Source organism: Segatella copri, assembly GCF_019249655.2.
Classification (GTDB): Bacteria; Bacteroidota; Bacteroidia; order Bacteroidales; family Bacteroidaceae; genus Prevotella.
In genome coordinates this window covers 4,064,093-4,078,835 of sequence record NZ_CP137557.1, presented here as the reverse complement: position 1 = coordinate 4,078,835, position 14,743 = coordinate 4,064,093, and the positions used below count along the sequence as shown (strand labels likewise).

8 protein-coding genes are annotated in these 14,743 nt (G+C 45.6%); 1 reads left to right on the top strand and 7 read right to left on the bottom strand.

Features of this window, described 5'->3' with window-relative positions; all coding sequences use genetic code 11:
- Positions 1–298: 298 nt before the first annotated feature.
- From KUA49_RS16550 to KUA49_RS16540, 3 genes are all read right to left on the bottom strand, one after another.
- Positions 299–2,173 (bottom strand): sialate O-acetylesterase, encoded by a 1,875-nt coding sequence (locus KUA49_RS16550; protein ID WP_218411800.1) that lies wholly within the window; start codon positions 2,171–2,173, stop codon positions 299–301.
- 89 nt (positions 2,174–2,262) lie between these two features.
- The gene (locus KUA49_RS16545; RefSeq protein ID WP_218411794.1) at positions 2,263–3,720 is read right to left on the bottom strand and encodes an alpha/beta hydrolase family esterase; all 1,458 of its coding nucleotides are present in this window, start codon (positions 3,718–3,720) and stop codon (positions 2,263–2,265) included.
- 3 nt (positions 3,721–3,723) lie between these two features.
- Complete coding sequence (locus KUA49_RS16540) at positions 3,724–4,656, bottom strand: hypothetical protein (protein WP_218411793.1); 933 nt, start codon at positions 4,654–4,656, stop codon at positions 3,724–3,726.
- Positions 4,657–5,240: 584 nt separating this feature from the next.
- On the opposite strand from KUA49_RS16540, the gene KUA49_RS16535 reads away from it, so the two are divergent.
- Positions 5,241–6,554, top strand: a complete 1,314-nt coding sequence (locus KUA49_RS16535; RefSeq protein ID WP_218411792.1) for an ATP-binding protein — start codon at positions 5,241–5,243, stop codon at positions 6,552–6,554.
- A gap of 233 nt (positions 6,555–6,787) precedes the next feature.
- Here the strand turns inward: KUA49_RS16535 and KUA49_RS16530 are convergent, their stop codons facing one another.
- Genes KUA49_RS16530 through KUA49_RS16515 form a run of 4 tightly spaced genes read right to left on the bottom strand, consistent with a single transcriptional unit; the run spans position 6,788 to position 14,735 of the window.
- Positions 6,788–9,046 carry an endo-1,4-beta-xylanase gene (locus KUA49_RS16530; protein ID WP_256624755.1) on the bottom strand — a complete coding sequence of 753 codons (2,259 nt, stop codon included), beginning with the start codon at positions 9,044–9,046 and terminating at the stop codon, positions 6,788–6,790.
- A 14-nt stretch (positions 9,047–9,060) separates the two neighbouring features.
- Positions 9,061–10,044: a DUF5627 domain-containing protein gene (locus KUA49_RS16525; protein ID WP_218411791.1), complete on the bottom strand. Its 984-nt coding sequence runs from the start codon at positions 10,042–10,044 to the stop codon at positions 9,061–9,063.
- Positions 10,045–10,075: 31 nt separating this feature from the next.
- Positions 10,076–11,878, bottom strand: coding sequence for a RagB/SusD family nutrient uptake outer membrane protein (locus KUA49_RS16520; RefSeq protein ID WP_218411790.1), 1,803 nt, complete (start codon positions 11,876–11,878; stop codon positions 10,076–10,078).
- Between the two features lie 22 nt (positions 11,879–11,900).
- A complete protein-coding gene (locus tag KUA49_RS16515) occupies positions 11,901–14,735 on the bottom strand; it encodes a SusC/RagA family TonB-linked outer membrane protein (RefSeq protein WP_218411789.1) in 2,835 nt (944 codons plus the stop codon).
- Positions 14,736–14,743: the final 8 nt, after the last annotated feature.

The window sequence follows — 14,743 nt, the reverse complement described above, 5'->3', positions numbered from 1 at the left end:
TTTTTGGAGACAATCGCTAATTTTTTATATTAAACTTTCTCAAAAATATTGCTCCTTCATATAAAAATTGGGGCTTTGTACTAAAATTTGAGAAGAACCAAACTTACTTTTTGCAAAGCACGCTGCAAAATTAACAACTATTTCGTAAAATGACTTTCTTTTATGTTACAATTACTTTGCGAAACATAAAAAAAAGCAAAAAGAAACATAAGATATTAGAAATATAACAAAAAGAAATCCCGAAACTGCCAGGCAGTGTCGGGATTTCTTTATATTATCTTATTGATTTCATGTCTTGTTACTTGAACAGATGTGGCACAAATTCCTTCAGGCAGCGGCGCCAGGTGAGCCACTCATGATGAGTACCAGGTGAAACATAGACATCAAGCTTGATGCCCAGGTCCTTCAATTCCTTCGCCATCTTCTCCGTGCCGAAGTTCTCTTCAGAACCGCAGCCCATGAACATATAGTTTATCTGGCTGTTGAACTTCTCTGCATCGGCAAAGACACCGTTGAAGCAGGTCTTGACATCCACACCGAAAAGTGCACCGCTGAAAGTTCCCAGGGCTGAGAACTTATCCAAGTTCGGCAACACGGTGTTGAAAGTCTGGCAACCGCCCCATGACAAGCCAGCCATCGCACGATGCTCTCTGTCGGTATAGGTTCGGAACTTTTGGTCTACCATCGGAATCAGATCTTTGATGATGACATCGTAGAAAGATTCTCCATAATGCTTGCGCTCCTCATCTACATCCTTGCCAGGACGTGGCACGAAAGGCTGCTTCACATCACCGCTCTCCATCACCACAATCATAGGCTCTGCCTTGCCTTCGGCAATGAGATTGTCCATGATGTGCTGCATATAGCCCTGATGGCTCCAGCCCGTCTCGTCCTCACCCATTCCGTGCTGCAGATAGAGCACAGGATAGCGCTTGTTCTGATTGGTTTCATATTCTGCAGGCGTATAAACCATGGCTCTGCGGAACTTGCCCTGAGATGCAGCATAGTAAGATACCGAACGAACCTGACCCTGTGCTACTCCCTGCTGAGGACGATAGTAATTGCCTTCGGCTCCCTCAGGAACCTCCAGACCACTCGCCTCTCGGCAGCAGCCGAAATAAGTTTCGCTTGCAGGATCTACTACCTGTACACCATCCACGTTCAGGAAATAATAGTGGAAGCCCACTACCAATGGGTCTGAAACACCATACCAGTCGCCGTCGAAATCCTTCTTCATCGGATACTTCTTTCCGCAGATATCGAAGATAACCTGCTTTGCCTCAGGAGCATGAAGCTTGACGTAGGCACGGTGGTCTTTATCTACACGTGGATAATTGGCATCGGGAATGATACCGAGCAGAGAAAGCATCATGTTGGCATAACGCTTACCCATGGTGCGATAGCTTTCTGCAATGAAATGCAAACCATCACCACGCTGCGGACATCCCTTGGAAGAGATGACATGGGCTGTAGGAATGGTCTTGGCGATATCATCCACAATGGCGATATGCTGCCAGCAGCTGCCGCCCTGGTCTTTCTGAACGGTTTCGCCCACGAGCAAAGGTACATCTTCTGCCTTCAGGTGCAACTCTTTCAGAATATCGTTATACACGCTCTTCACACGGTTAGGCCAGTTGGCATCACCATTGTTGGTTTCTCCCTGATGCAGCAGGATTCCCTTGATGACACCCTGCTTCTGGGCAATCTTGGCAAGCTCGATGAGTCGGGCGTATGGATTGCCGTGATACTGCGATGCGAAGTTCTTCATCCAGTCGGGCTGCTTCTTCAGGTAAGCCTTGTAGGTACGCTTGTCGAAGAGGTCGATGCTGGCACCGCCCACAGCCACGGTGATGGTTCCCACCTTGATGCTGTCGGGCAGATTGTCCACCATCTTTCTTCCGAAATAATCTACAGGAGTGAGGCCAGTGGTTGGTCTTGCCTGCGGAGGGACAGCGGTATGCCACTGTCCCTTTTTCCATCCTGCCTTCTCATCATCCACGGCATACATTGCCATGAATCTTGGATTCACACCTGTTCGGTCGATGTCTTCAATGGCGGCATTTCCCTCCATGTTCGACTGTCCGAAGCAGAGATAAATCTGAAAGTTAGGGTCGGGCTTATCCTGCGCCTTCGCCCCGTTTTTCTGTGCCACCATCGTCATTGGGAGGCACATCATCAGCATTGATGCTACGAATGATAATTTATTCATTATATAATTTAGATTAATCCTTTCGTTAAGTTTTTAAAATTTATAATTGTTTATTATTTAATCACGATTTTCTTACCACCATGGATATAAATACCCTTGGTAGGACGAATAACCTTCACACCTTGAAGAGTGTAGTATGCCTTATCCGCAGATTTCATCATGGTTGCCATAACTGGCTTCTCGATGCCTGTTGATGCATAGGCATCGTTGGCAAGATAATAGCTTGGACCATTCCAGTTGGTGCTCCAGCCCTGAATATTGCGGGCTGAGAAATCGGCGTTGGCTATCAGATTTTCTGATGTTCCTTCCTTCACCAACATCATGTCGTCAATATCGAGTGTTCCACCGTATTTGCCAAATACAAACTGGAAGGTATCCAAGGTGAAGTTGGTTGTGAAATTCCAGGTCAGCGTCTTCCAGTCACCAGCCTCTACAGGATAGGCTGCCAGATACTGCACATCATCACTGCCACCCCACTGGTTCTTGTTGTTGCTTGCATTCCAGATAGGCCAGAATGCCAGTTCAGCGCAATCTGCAGAAGTTCTCACCTTCATGGTCAGCGTATACTTGGCATCCTTCTCCAAAGCCTTTGGCAAGGTGTAGATAGCCTGACGGTCCCAGAGATTCTCGCCCGCAGTACTCTCGTAACGGATGTAATAGTTGCGGTTTTCCACAGGCACAGAAGCCTGATTCAGCTGATGGCGCTTGAAGAAGGTCCAGAGTTCCTTGGTAGAATTTACCCCGTTAGGTTCATTAGAATGCCAATGTCCCTTGCCGTCGATGGCAATCAAGTTCACCTCTACTCCATCGTTCACATTATTATATATAGTACGTGTAGCTTTGGGACCTGTGCTGCCGGCAGGATAAGGACGGATTACCTGCGGATTGCTTACATCGCAACCTTCGTAGGCAGCCCACTTCTTTACATATTCCTCGATGCTAGGATAGCCGCCAGCCATGTGATAAGGATCGCCCGTATATTTGAACACATCATCAGCGGTTCCGTGAATATGCATGATAGGCACCATGCGGTTAGCTCTAGGTTGCTTACCGATATCCACACCGCTCACAGGTCCGAAGGCAGCAATCTTATCGCCAAGCGTTTCCAGACAGTGGTAACCCAGCCAGCTACCCATGGAGAAGCCCGAGAGATAGATGCGGTTCTTATCCACATTGTGCTTCAGCTCCATATCCTTCATGATAGCCTCCACAAACTTCACATCACCCGTACCGCCGGTATCCCACATTCTGTTATTACCCAGCGGATAGGTAACAATAAAACCCTCGGTATCGGCCAGCGCATTCCATTGCGTCTGTTTCTGCTGATACTCCGGGTCTTGATTCATACCATGAAGAGAAATCACCAAGGCTGGTGATTTCTCCACATTCTTAGGAACATAAGTGAGAGTCTTGCGGGTAGAAGTCCCCACTTTCACCTCTTCCCAGGTCTGTGCCGCCATCTGGAGGCACAGAACCATGAGGAGAGATGCGAGCATTGAAAGTCGCTTCATCTGTTACTTGATAACCATCTTTTTACCATTCTTGATCACGATGCCCTTGTAACCCTTGGCTACCTGCTGACCGGCAAGATTGAAAGCCTTGCCATCCTGCAGCTTGACATTCTCGATGTTAGAGATGCCTGTGGTTGTATTAATCAACCAGGCACCGAGCACAGAAACCTTTGCAGGATTATTTTCTGGGTCGGTATACTGGATACCCATGGTCTTGATGACAGCATCTTCCTTAGTGGTGAAGGTTGTCTCATCGCTGCCGTTGAATGAAGGCCACTCAGATTTCACTCCCTCCTCGTAATCTACACACATTTGGACATTTGGGGTTGGCTCAGCCAGTTTCACCTTCACGGTAACATTACTCTTGCCAGCCAAACCGTTGATGGCGAGCTGATGCCACTGTTTATCGAAAGAAACTACACCCTTATAAGAAACGGTGTTATTTGTACCAGCCCAACCTGTAAAGGTGGCATCAACCTTCTTTTCTGTACCATCAGCAGCAACCAGAATCATCTTCTTCACCTTCAGGTTCACTTCCTCAGCATCTGTATGCTGCACGGATACACCTACGATGTAAGGATGCGCAGCATCGAAAGCAAGTTCAAACTTCTTGGTTGCTCCATCACCCACAGCTCTTCCGTAGGCAGGAGTTGGATCGCCTTCGGCATCAGCAGAAGCCTTCCAAGTATAGTTTACCTGGCAGTTGGCAGGAAGCGGCTCTTCGAACTCGAGGATATACTTAGGATAATCTGCAGAGTTGACGTTGCAGGCAAACTCTGCTGCACCCCACTGCTTGGAGATAGTGAAGTCATAAACATCAGCATCACCAGCAAAACCTGCATTCCAACCACCACCCAAAACAAGAGGAGTCTCTGTCTGAGCATTCACACTTACAGCCATCAGGGCTGCTGCCATCAAAGTAAAAATCTTTTTCATACGTTTCTGATTTTAAGTTTATTGATAATAATTGTTCATTCTGGGAACGAGAAATGATTCTCATTTCCGCTTGCAAAAGTAACAGAAAAGACAGAAAAAGACCTTGCGTGGTGTAACAAATACTTTGTGAGAAGCACCAAATAGATTTGATAGTCAACATTATAACGAAAATGATACACCATCAAACCTATTTGAAGAGGAAATCAGGAAAAGTCAAATAAACGAATATTCCAGATTCCCCAAATGTTTTTGCCCAAAATGTTCCAGATTCCCCAAATGTTTGGTCAAAACAGAGGAAAAATATACAGATTTAACAACATCATTACGTTTGAGCAGCGTTTACATAATTTATGGAATATTCCCTCATAAAAGTATAGTAAGAAACGAGAAAAACAACAAACAAACGTTAAAAACAACATTTAAACGTGCGGAATGTGTCTTTTTTAATCACATCCCGCACGTTTAAGCAATTTTTTTAGTAATTTTGCAGCGCATTCCCTCATAAAAATGTATGGACAGCAAGCTGATTCCCTCATAAAAATGTAGAGAAAGCAACAATATTCCCTCATAAAAATGTAAACAGCATGAAAAGAGAAATATATAACAAACTAAAAGAGTGGCAGTTATCTAGCAATAGAAAACCACTCATTATGTACGGAGCAAGACAAGTAGGCAAGACGTACATCATCAAAGAGTTTGGAAACCATGAATTTGAAAACATGGTTTACATCAACTGTTACAAAAACAAGATGATGGAAAAACTCTTTGAAGGCGATGCCAACCCAGATCGCCTATTGATAGGACTTTCCGCTTTTGCCAAACAAGGCATCACGCCAGGCAAGACCCTTGTGTTCCTCGACGAAATACAAGAGATACCTCCCGTATTGTCTTCGCTAAAATATTTCTGCGAGAACAAGCCCGAACTACACATTATCGTAGCAGGCTCACTTCTCGGAGTCATGAACATGAAGGGAGAATCTTTTCCCGTAGGTAAGGTAGACATCATGCATCTCTACCCCATGACTTACGAAGAGTACCTACTTGCCAATGATGAAAAGCAGCTCTTAGACATACTTCAAAATGGAGATAAAGAACTCATTGATACCTTCGCTACAAGATATATCGAGTATCTCAGGCAATATTATTTCGTAGGTGGCATGCCCGAAGCCGTATTGCAATTCACACAGCATCATAACCCTGTAGCCACAAGGCAAATACAACAGAACATCTTGGCTGCATACGAAGCCGACATCAGCAAACATACTGCAGAGCAAACTCAAAGAGTGAGAATGGTCTGGGAATCCATACCTGCTCAGTTGGCAAAGGAGAACAAAAAGTTCATCTATGGCGCAGTGAGAAAGGGAGCAAGAGCCAAAGACTTTGAGATAGCGATACAATGGCTCATAGACGCAGGGCTCGTACACAAGGTAGAGCGAACTAGAGATGTCAAAGTGCCTTTGAAATTCTATGCCGACATAGACGCATTCAAGCTATATTTGCTAGATATAGGTCTCTTAGGAGCACTTACACAGACCCCATCCGACCAGATTCTCATAGGCGACAACGTATTCAGCGAATACAAGGGAGCATTCACCGAGAACTTTGTCCTCCAACAACTGAAAACACTGGTCAATCTACCTATATATTATTATAGCAAGGACAATTCCACCCAAGAAGTAGACTTCATAGCCCAGGCTGGCAGCAAAATATTGCCAATAGAGGTAAAGGCAGAAGATAATGTAAAAGCCAAGTCATTAGCAGCATTCATAACCCACGATTTCGCTTCCTATCACCTGAAAGGCATCCGCTTCTCCATGTTAGGCTTCAGAGAGCAAGACTGGATGGAAAACGTTCCCCTCTATGCAGCCAGAGCCTATGTGAAAGATAAGCTAGATTAGCCTAATACATCGAGAGCAAGTACATCCTCTGTCCACAAATTATGCAACCAAATGAAATACTTTAAAAGTGCGTTTTCGTGCCATTTTAAGTAAAAAGGTCGGTCGTGTCTTCACGACACAACCGACCTATCACGACTAACATCATTTCGGTTAATCTGTATATGATAAAACCTAAACTAATGTTTCTTTATATTAGATGGCGTGAGCCATAGGATAGGCTCACACCACAAATATTACTTAGCATCATTCCAGTACTCAGGAGCACCGAGACCAGCAGCGAAGCCACCATAGGTGTGCTTGCGGTAGTAGTCCTTGTCCCAAAGACCGGTAGGAGCACCAGCACGCCATCCGCTGTTAGCAGGAGAGTCAGTAGGACACCACTGACAGATACCCCACTGCTGAGCCTCAGGGATGATTTCGAAGTACTTCTTGATGACGAACTCATAAAGCTCACGCATCTGCTTGTGCTGCTCCTCAGTCATATCGTTGGTGTTTACACTCTTGCCAGTTTCATCAACGTATGCCATATCCAACTCAGAGATACGAACCAACTTGCCAGACTCAGCCATCAACTTCAACATGTTGACAATAGCATTCTTCTTTGACTCCTGAGTCTGAGGATTACCATAGCAAGAGATGTGCATCTGGCTACCGATACCATCAATCTTGGTAACACCATCAGCCTCCCAATCCTTGATCCACTGAATCAAGCTCTTGAGCTTGCCATTGTTGTCCCAATCGCTCTCCAAATTGTAATCATTGATGAAGAGTTTGAGTTCCTCTGGGTTGCCACCATTTTCCTCAAAATGCTTGCGAGCAGAAGCTACTGCTGTGCGAACATAGTCGAGGTCGCCTAGGTAATCCTGCCAGTAGAAGCTGTTAGGAATATCAGCTTCTAGGGCTGTACCACGAGTTGCAGACTGAAGGTCATACTTACCGTCACCGTCCTTGTCCGCTCCAGAAAGAGCCTCGTTGACAACATCCCAAGCCTTTACCTTGCCTTCTGTTGCCTCCATCATACCAGCAATCCACTTGTCCAAGGCAGTAGTCAGAACTTCCTTCTTTTCCTTGTCTGTCAAAGGAATGCCACTACCAATCTTCTCACACTTGAAGGTAGGACCCTGCCAGTTGCTGCCCCAACCTGCGGTTGCATTCTGGGCGAAGTCACCATTTTCTACAAGATTGTCCTCAGTGCCTTCTTTAACGAGAGTAATATCATCCATGCTTACGCTCTCGCCATCTTTCAAGTTACCGAAGCAGAACTGCAACAGATCATGAGTAAACTGAGCCTCAAACTCCCATGTAAGAGTAGTCCATTTGGTAGAGATTTCTTTGTCCTCACAATACTGGACATCATTACTGCCACCCCACTGGTTCTTGTTAGGGCTGGCGTTCCAGATAGGCCAGAAAGCAAACTTGGTCTTAGAAGTAGACTTCACCTTCATGGTTAGCACATACTTAGCACCCTGTACCAAAGGCTTAGCCAGTTTGTAAGTAGCCTGATGATCCCAAAGGTTAGCACCATCCTTAGTAGTAGTATACTTGATGCAGAAATTACCTCCAGCACTAGCTCCAGAACCTTGCTTGATAGCATAAGCAGGACCCTGCCAGTTGTTGCCCCAAGCAGAGATGTCATCTGTAGCGAAATCACCGTTGGCTACCAAATTAGCATCAGAACCATCCTTAACAAGTTTGATATCATCAAAGTCAATGGTGCCACCCAACTTACCGAAGCAGAACTGCAACATATCATGAGTAAACAAAGCATCAAACTTCCAAGTAAGAGTAGCCCATTCAGTAGTAGCTTTTTGAGCCTCGCAATACTGAACGTCATTACTACCACCCCACTGGTTCTTGTTAGGACTAGCATTCCAAATAGGCCAGAATGCGAGGTCGCAATCAGCAGAAGCCTTCACTTTCATAGTAAGCGTATAACTAGCTCCCTTTTCCAATGGTTCAGAAAGTTTAAAGTTGGCTTGGTTATCCCACAAATTGGCTCCAGCTGCTGCCGTTGTGTAGCGAATATACTTGTTATCACCACCAGGAACCTCTGGAGCAGGTCTATCTGCGATCAAACCATTCAGATACTTCAAAGGCTGCTGTGAATGCCATGCCAAAGTATGTCCATACACGGAGAGACCTGCATCAGTGGCATTATTCACGTATGTGCTGACTTTTTCGAAATCCATGCTTCCATCATCAGCCACACAAGAAGCCATCTTCATGGCATTACCTGCCACGGTCTCATTGAAGTTGCTATTGGTCAAAGCATATACTAACTCTTGTTTGTTATACTCATCAACCGTAGTTCCAATACCGAGATGGAAGTTTGGCTTGTCAGCAATGTAATCCTTGAGAGCATCATACTTTTCCAAATAGCCATATTCAGCCAACTTGTCAGGACGCACAGTCTCGAAGTTCTGGTCGAAGTGGTCTGCACATGAGGCCAAAAGCATGGCCCCAAATGCAGATACTATGATTTGTTTTTTCATAACTTATACGATAATTAATTATTATAGGTAAATGAGAATTCCTCCTTGGTTACTCCACTACGCCACCAAACGAGTTTCTCGTTGAGATTCTTCTTTACGCCACCGGCGAAAGTAATCTCAGCATTCAGCTCCATCAAGTCACGATTCTTGTTGTTCCAAGACAACAAAGCATCGTCAGCCCATGAACCAGAACCCGTAGCAGTAACACCATCTGTCAATGAAGTGATGGTACACTTCTCATTGGCATCGAATGTAAGCAAGAGGTCAGCCTTCAAGATTTTGTCACCTTCCTGGAACTCTACAGAATAAACAGAGCTGTTCAAGCTGCGAGTGGTAATCTGAACTTGTGAAGCCTTCTCGATGTTGTCAGTGCTTGTATTATGATTGGTCAACCACCAGCCACTATACTTGTTCTGGAACTTCACACAATACATCACATAATCCAGAGGAGCTTTCTCCCAAACAGAAGCATTGGTACGAGAGCCTTCTCTTCCCTCCTTCAAAGTACCGGTAGCGATTCTATCGAAACCTGTCTGATTCTGCATGACCAAAGGAATCACGTATGTATTCTTGACAGCTTCAGGATCATTGAAGAAAGCATCTGTAAGCTGTACCTCTGTACCGCCCCACATACCACCATTGAAATTGAAAGTAGTGGTTGCGAGCTGATAATACTCAGCAGGCATAGCCTTCACAGGAGTTCCATCGGCAAATGTCAAGTGATCACACAAGCTGTTGTCAACGGCAACATTAACCGCAGCTTTTCTGCCATTGTATGAGCCTCCGAAGGTAGCCAAGATTTTGCACTTGTGCGCCTTGTCCAATGTTGTATCGTACTCATCATCACCCAGCACGATAGTTCTTACTGGTGACTGATAAGCAAAGTAAGCTGTAGTTCCGCCCTCGTAATCATCGAAAGACTGGTCTCCATTCTCACATGCGGTGAAAGAAGCCATCAGTCCCAAGAGGACAGCTACCATTTTGATATAACGTTTCATAATCATTAGTCGTTTTTATATTAGTCGTTTATTATTTCCATCCCTCGTTCTGCTTGAGATTGCTATACTTCAAAATCTCAGAGTAAGGAATAGGACCATAGAACATATAGTCATCATACTTACGCTCCTCTGCATCGAAGGTCTTATAGACGAAAGCACCAGTTGCCTCGTCTGTTGTGATGTTGATACCCTTGGCAGCCTCATTGAGATTAGCCTTCCAGCGACGCAAGTCCCAGAAACGATGATTCTCGAAGCAGAGTTCCAGGCGACGCTCATTGCGAATCAACTCACGCATTTTCTCCTTGCTCTGTGCGCACTCTTCCAAGTATGGGTCTTCACCAAACTCACCAATGCCTGCACGCTCACGGATAGCCTTGATGACATCGTAAGCAGAATAGTTGGCTCCACCTACATTAGCCTTTGGTCCCTGAGCCTCATTGGCAGCCTCTGCATAGTCAAGCAAAATCTCGGTAGAACGAATGCGAGCGTTCAAGTGCTTCTGCTTGGTGGTTGAGTTAGGGTTGAGGTTGATGTCTGAGCGGAGCAACTTACGGAGATAGTAACCCGTCTTGGTTGACTTACCATTCTCCTTGTTCAGACCATCAGTGGTCTTAGAGTCAGCTGCTGAGTTAACCACACCATCAGTAGACCCCATCTTATCGCCATTTACCAGGATGTAAGCCTTCAAACGAGGGTCACGGTTGGCGAATGGATCATTGGCATTATACTCAGAGTTGGCATCAGAGATAGGATAACCATTAGCCATAGGGAAAGCATCCACTAAGTTCTGGGTTGGGTTGATACGACCCTTACCATAGAGAGAAGGAGGATAGTTGTCGCCTTCCAATGAGTTGTTCTCGTCAATGGCACCACGCCAAATAATCTCCTTAGGATTATCTGTAGTAGCACCCAACTTATCGATTACGCTCTTATTGTTGAACCACTTCCATCCATCAGGGTCACAAGCTGTCAAGCCACCAAACTTATTCAAACAGTCAGCAGCAAGCTTGGCTGCATCCTCGTATGTGAAAGTCCCAGCAGAAGCGTAGGCTGGAGAAGCAGCCATGATGGCAACCTGAGCCTTGAAGGCAGAGATGATTCTGCCATCAATCTTACCACGATGGATAGAACCAAAGGCACGGTTATACTCTGCATTAGAAGCACCTTCCTGTGCATACTTGGCAGGAACCTTGTCCTCATCCACATCACCATACTGCTCTGGGAGATACTTCAAAGCCTCGTCAAAGTCGGAAATAATCTGGTCGATGCACTCCTTGAAGGTATTACGAGGCAGATTGAAATCAGATGAAGAAGTCTCTGATGCGAGATGGAGAGGCACACCCATCAACTGTCCATCTACCATTCCGGCATGTGCACGGAGCAGGTAGAAGAGGTGCAAGCCACGCAGTGCATAGGCATTGCCCTTATAGTTGTCGGCATACATCTTATTGAGCACCTTACTAGAGTAAGACCACTCCACCTTATCACAGTTCTCCAACATCAAGTTACAGTACTGGATGGCGTGATAACGACCATCCCACTGTGATACAGGGTTCATATTTGCAGCCCAAGAACCTGTAGCCATCTTTCTGTAATTGAAGAGGTCGCCAGAGTTGTCGTTGGTGACAGCATCATCGGTAGCCACATCGGTAGATGGAGTAGTGCTATATGGCAAAGCCAAGTAAGCATTGTCAAGAATGCCACGAGCAAACTGTGGATCCTTGTACATCTGGCTGATATCTTGGTTATTTTCCAAGGCAGGTTCAAACAAGTCATCACAAGATGTGAGTGAGATTGCGACTGCACTTATCAATAATAATCTTGATAATTTCATAATTTTATTCTTTTTATAAATCTTAGAATGATACCTTAGCACCGATGCTATAGAAGCGATTCAAAGGTGCTGCACCTGAATTGTTAACATTCATCTCCAGTATCTTGCGCTCCTTGGCGATGGTCAGCAAGCTGTTACCATTTACAAAGAGTTGGAGACCACGAACGAAGCTCTTCATGAACATTGACTTAGGGAAGTCGTATGTAAGCTGTACCTTCTGCAGGTCGAAGCGGTCTGTAGAGTACATCCAGAAGTCTGATGTCTGGTAGTTGTTTGTACCAGCCTCTGTTGTCAGACGTGGATAGGTAGCAGTAGCTGCTGTCTCTGGAGTCCATCTGCCACGCATTTCTGCTGTGTACTTAGCGTCACCGCCCACCCAGTAGTAGGTAGAGTTCTTCACTGCCTTGGCACCGAAGTTGCCTGTACCGAGCAAGAAGAGCGTGAAGTTCTTGTACTTCAATGTTACGTTGATACCGAGTGTGGTAGGAGTACCATACCAGCCTCCCTTGCCCAAGTAAACTTGGTCCTTGCTATCGATAACGTTATCACCATTCTGGTCCTTGTACTTCAAGTCACCAGGACGGATGGTACCACCGATAATCTGCTTAGGAGAATTTGCGATATCGTCATCATCCTTGAAGAAGCCTTCGCACTCATAACCCCAGATGGCATCCAGAGGTTGTCCCTGACGATACTGATAAGCATCAGCATACTGTGAGTCATCACGCTTGGTTGCCTTGGTGGTGTAGTAAGTCAAGTTAGCACCGACACCAACACCAAACTCGCCAATCTGCTTCTTGTAGTTCACACCCAAGTCAAAACCTGTACGCTTATCCTCATTGTAGTTCATATATGGTACGAATGAAGACTCTGGATAATAGCTAAACAAATAGCTTGGCATCTGATTGCGAGCCTGGATGATACCATTGGTCAGTTTAGAGAGGAAGTAAGATGCATCAAAACTCAAAGACTTATCGAGCACCTCTGCATGCAGATTGACCGAGAATTCCTTGCGATGCAAGTAGTTGAAGTCATCATTTCCACCTCGCTTAGCCTGAACTGCTGGATGGCCAGAACCACCATTCCAGTCCCACCAGCCACCATTCTGATAGGTGCCCAAGTACATGTAGTAATTATCAATACCCAGGTCGGTCTTCATATCGGTGTAGCTTGCGCTGAGTGTCAAGTCATCGAAGAAAGAATTCTCCATGAACTTCTCCTTAGACAAGCGCCAACCCAATGTAGCGGATGGAGACAAGCCCAAACGCTTGGCAGAAGGCAACTTGGCTGACCATGGTGTAGCCAACGCAAAGTCGGCATAGTACTTATGGTCGTAGTTGTAAGAGAGCTGCAAGCCCATGTTGGCATTGCTGGTCTTATGATACTCACCCGACTTAGTCTGCTGATAACCATTAGCCACCAACATAGCACTTACATTGTGCACATCATTGAAGGTGCGGTCGTAATCGAAGTGAGCATTGAAAGCGATAGTCTGATTATCGGCAGAGCCAGAGATGTTCTGCACACCCGACTTTTTATCCACTGTACCATTGTTGTTAAGACCTACGATAACATCCTTGCCATTATAGTTAGCCCATGTTGGCTGGAATGTAGCGTAAGTATTATTAAATGATGTGGTGTAGAGCGTAGCATAGTCGATAGCCACCATGGTGTGGAAGCTCAAGCCCTTGAGTACAGAAGAAAGGTCGAAATTAAGACCTACATCAAACTGGAACTGACGGCTATGATATACATTGGTACCAGAAGCATAGATATCACCAAAGACATTGCTCTGGTCCAAGTTGGTTCCACCCAAGAAATACTTGCCATCAATGAGGTTGCTTGTAGCACCGATCATGGTCAAGGCAGACTTGGCATTCGGATCTATCATATCGACAGGAATCAGCGGAGCCACACGGTTAGGACGGAAGGTACGAGCCAACTCCCAATACTTATAACTATTGTTGGCAGACTTAGAGCTATAATAGGTAGCATTGGCATTGACGTATGCACTGATGGTTTTGCTCAACTCGATGTCCACGTTACCTCTCACGTTAAAGCGATCGGTATAGTCATTCTTAGCCTCACCAAAGTTCAAGTTGTCGCCTGCACGGTTATAACTGATATTGGCATAGAAGCGCGCACGCTGGTTACCACCTTCTATCTCTGCAGACACCTCAGAGCGATTGAAAGCCTTCTTGATATAATCAGAAGAATAGAAATCTACGCTAGGGTAGCGATAAGGGTTCTGACCAGAAGCATAATTATAGATGCTCTCTGGGCTGTATGGCAAGTTGTTTGGATTACCTCCATCGTTGAGGAAAGCCTCGTTGTAAAGGCTCATGTACTCGGCAGAACCGAGATACTCAGGATAAGCCTTAGCCACATTCCAACCCGTATTGGCATTCACCTTTACCTTCAAGCCATCGCTTACTCGACCACGCTTGGTGGTAATCATGATTACACCATTGGCAGCACGGCTGCCATAAAGCACAGAAGCCTGTGCACCCTTGAGGAAAGAGATGCTCTCTATCTCGGCAGGGGTTACGTTGCTTGCCTCACGTGGCACACCATCAATGAGGACAAGTGCGTTAGAATATCCCCACATGCCGTTGCCATTGTAACCTGACACATAGCCTTGCATATTGTCAAGGCTATAGGTATTATAGTTTTTCTCTGTCAATTCTCTGACATCGACGGTGCTGACACCACCAAGCACGTCACTCTTCTGAGCCTTCTTAAAGGCTACGTTGACCATTGCGCTGTCAGCAGTCTCCTGTGCAGTTGCTGGCAACTGGGCAAGTAGAGCCGTCACTACTGTCAAGGCAGAGTATATTGTTTTCTTATTACTTTTCATATATGATA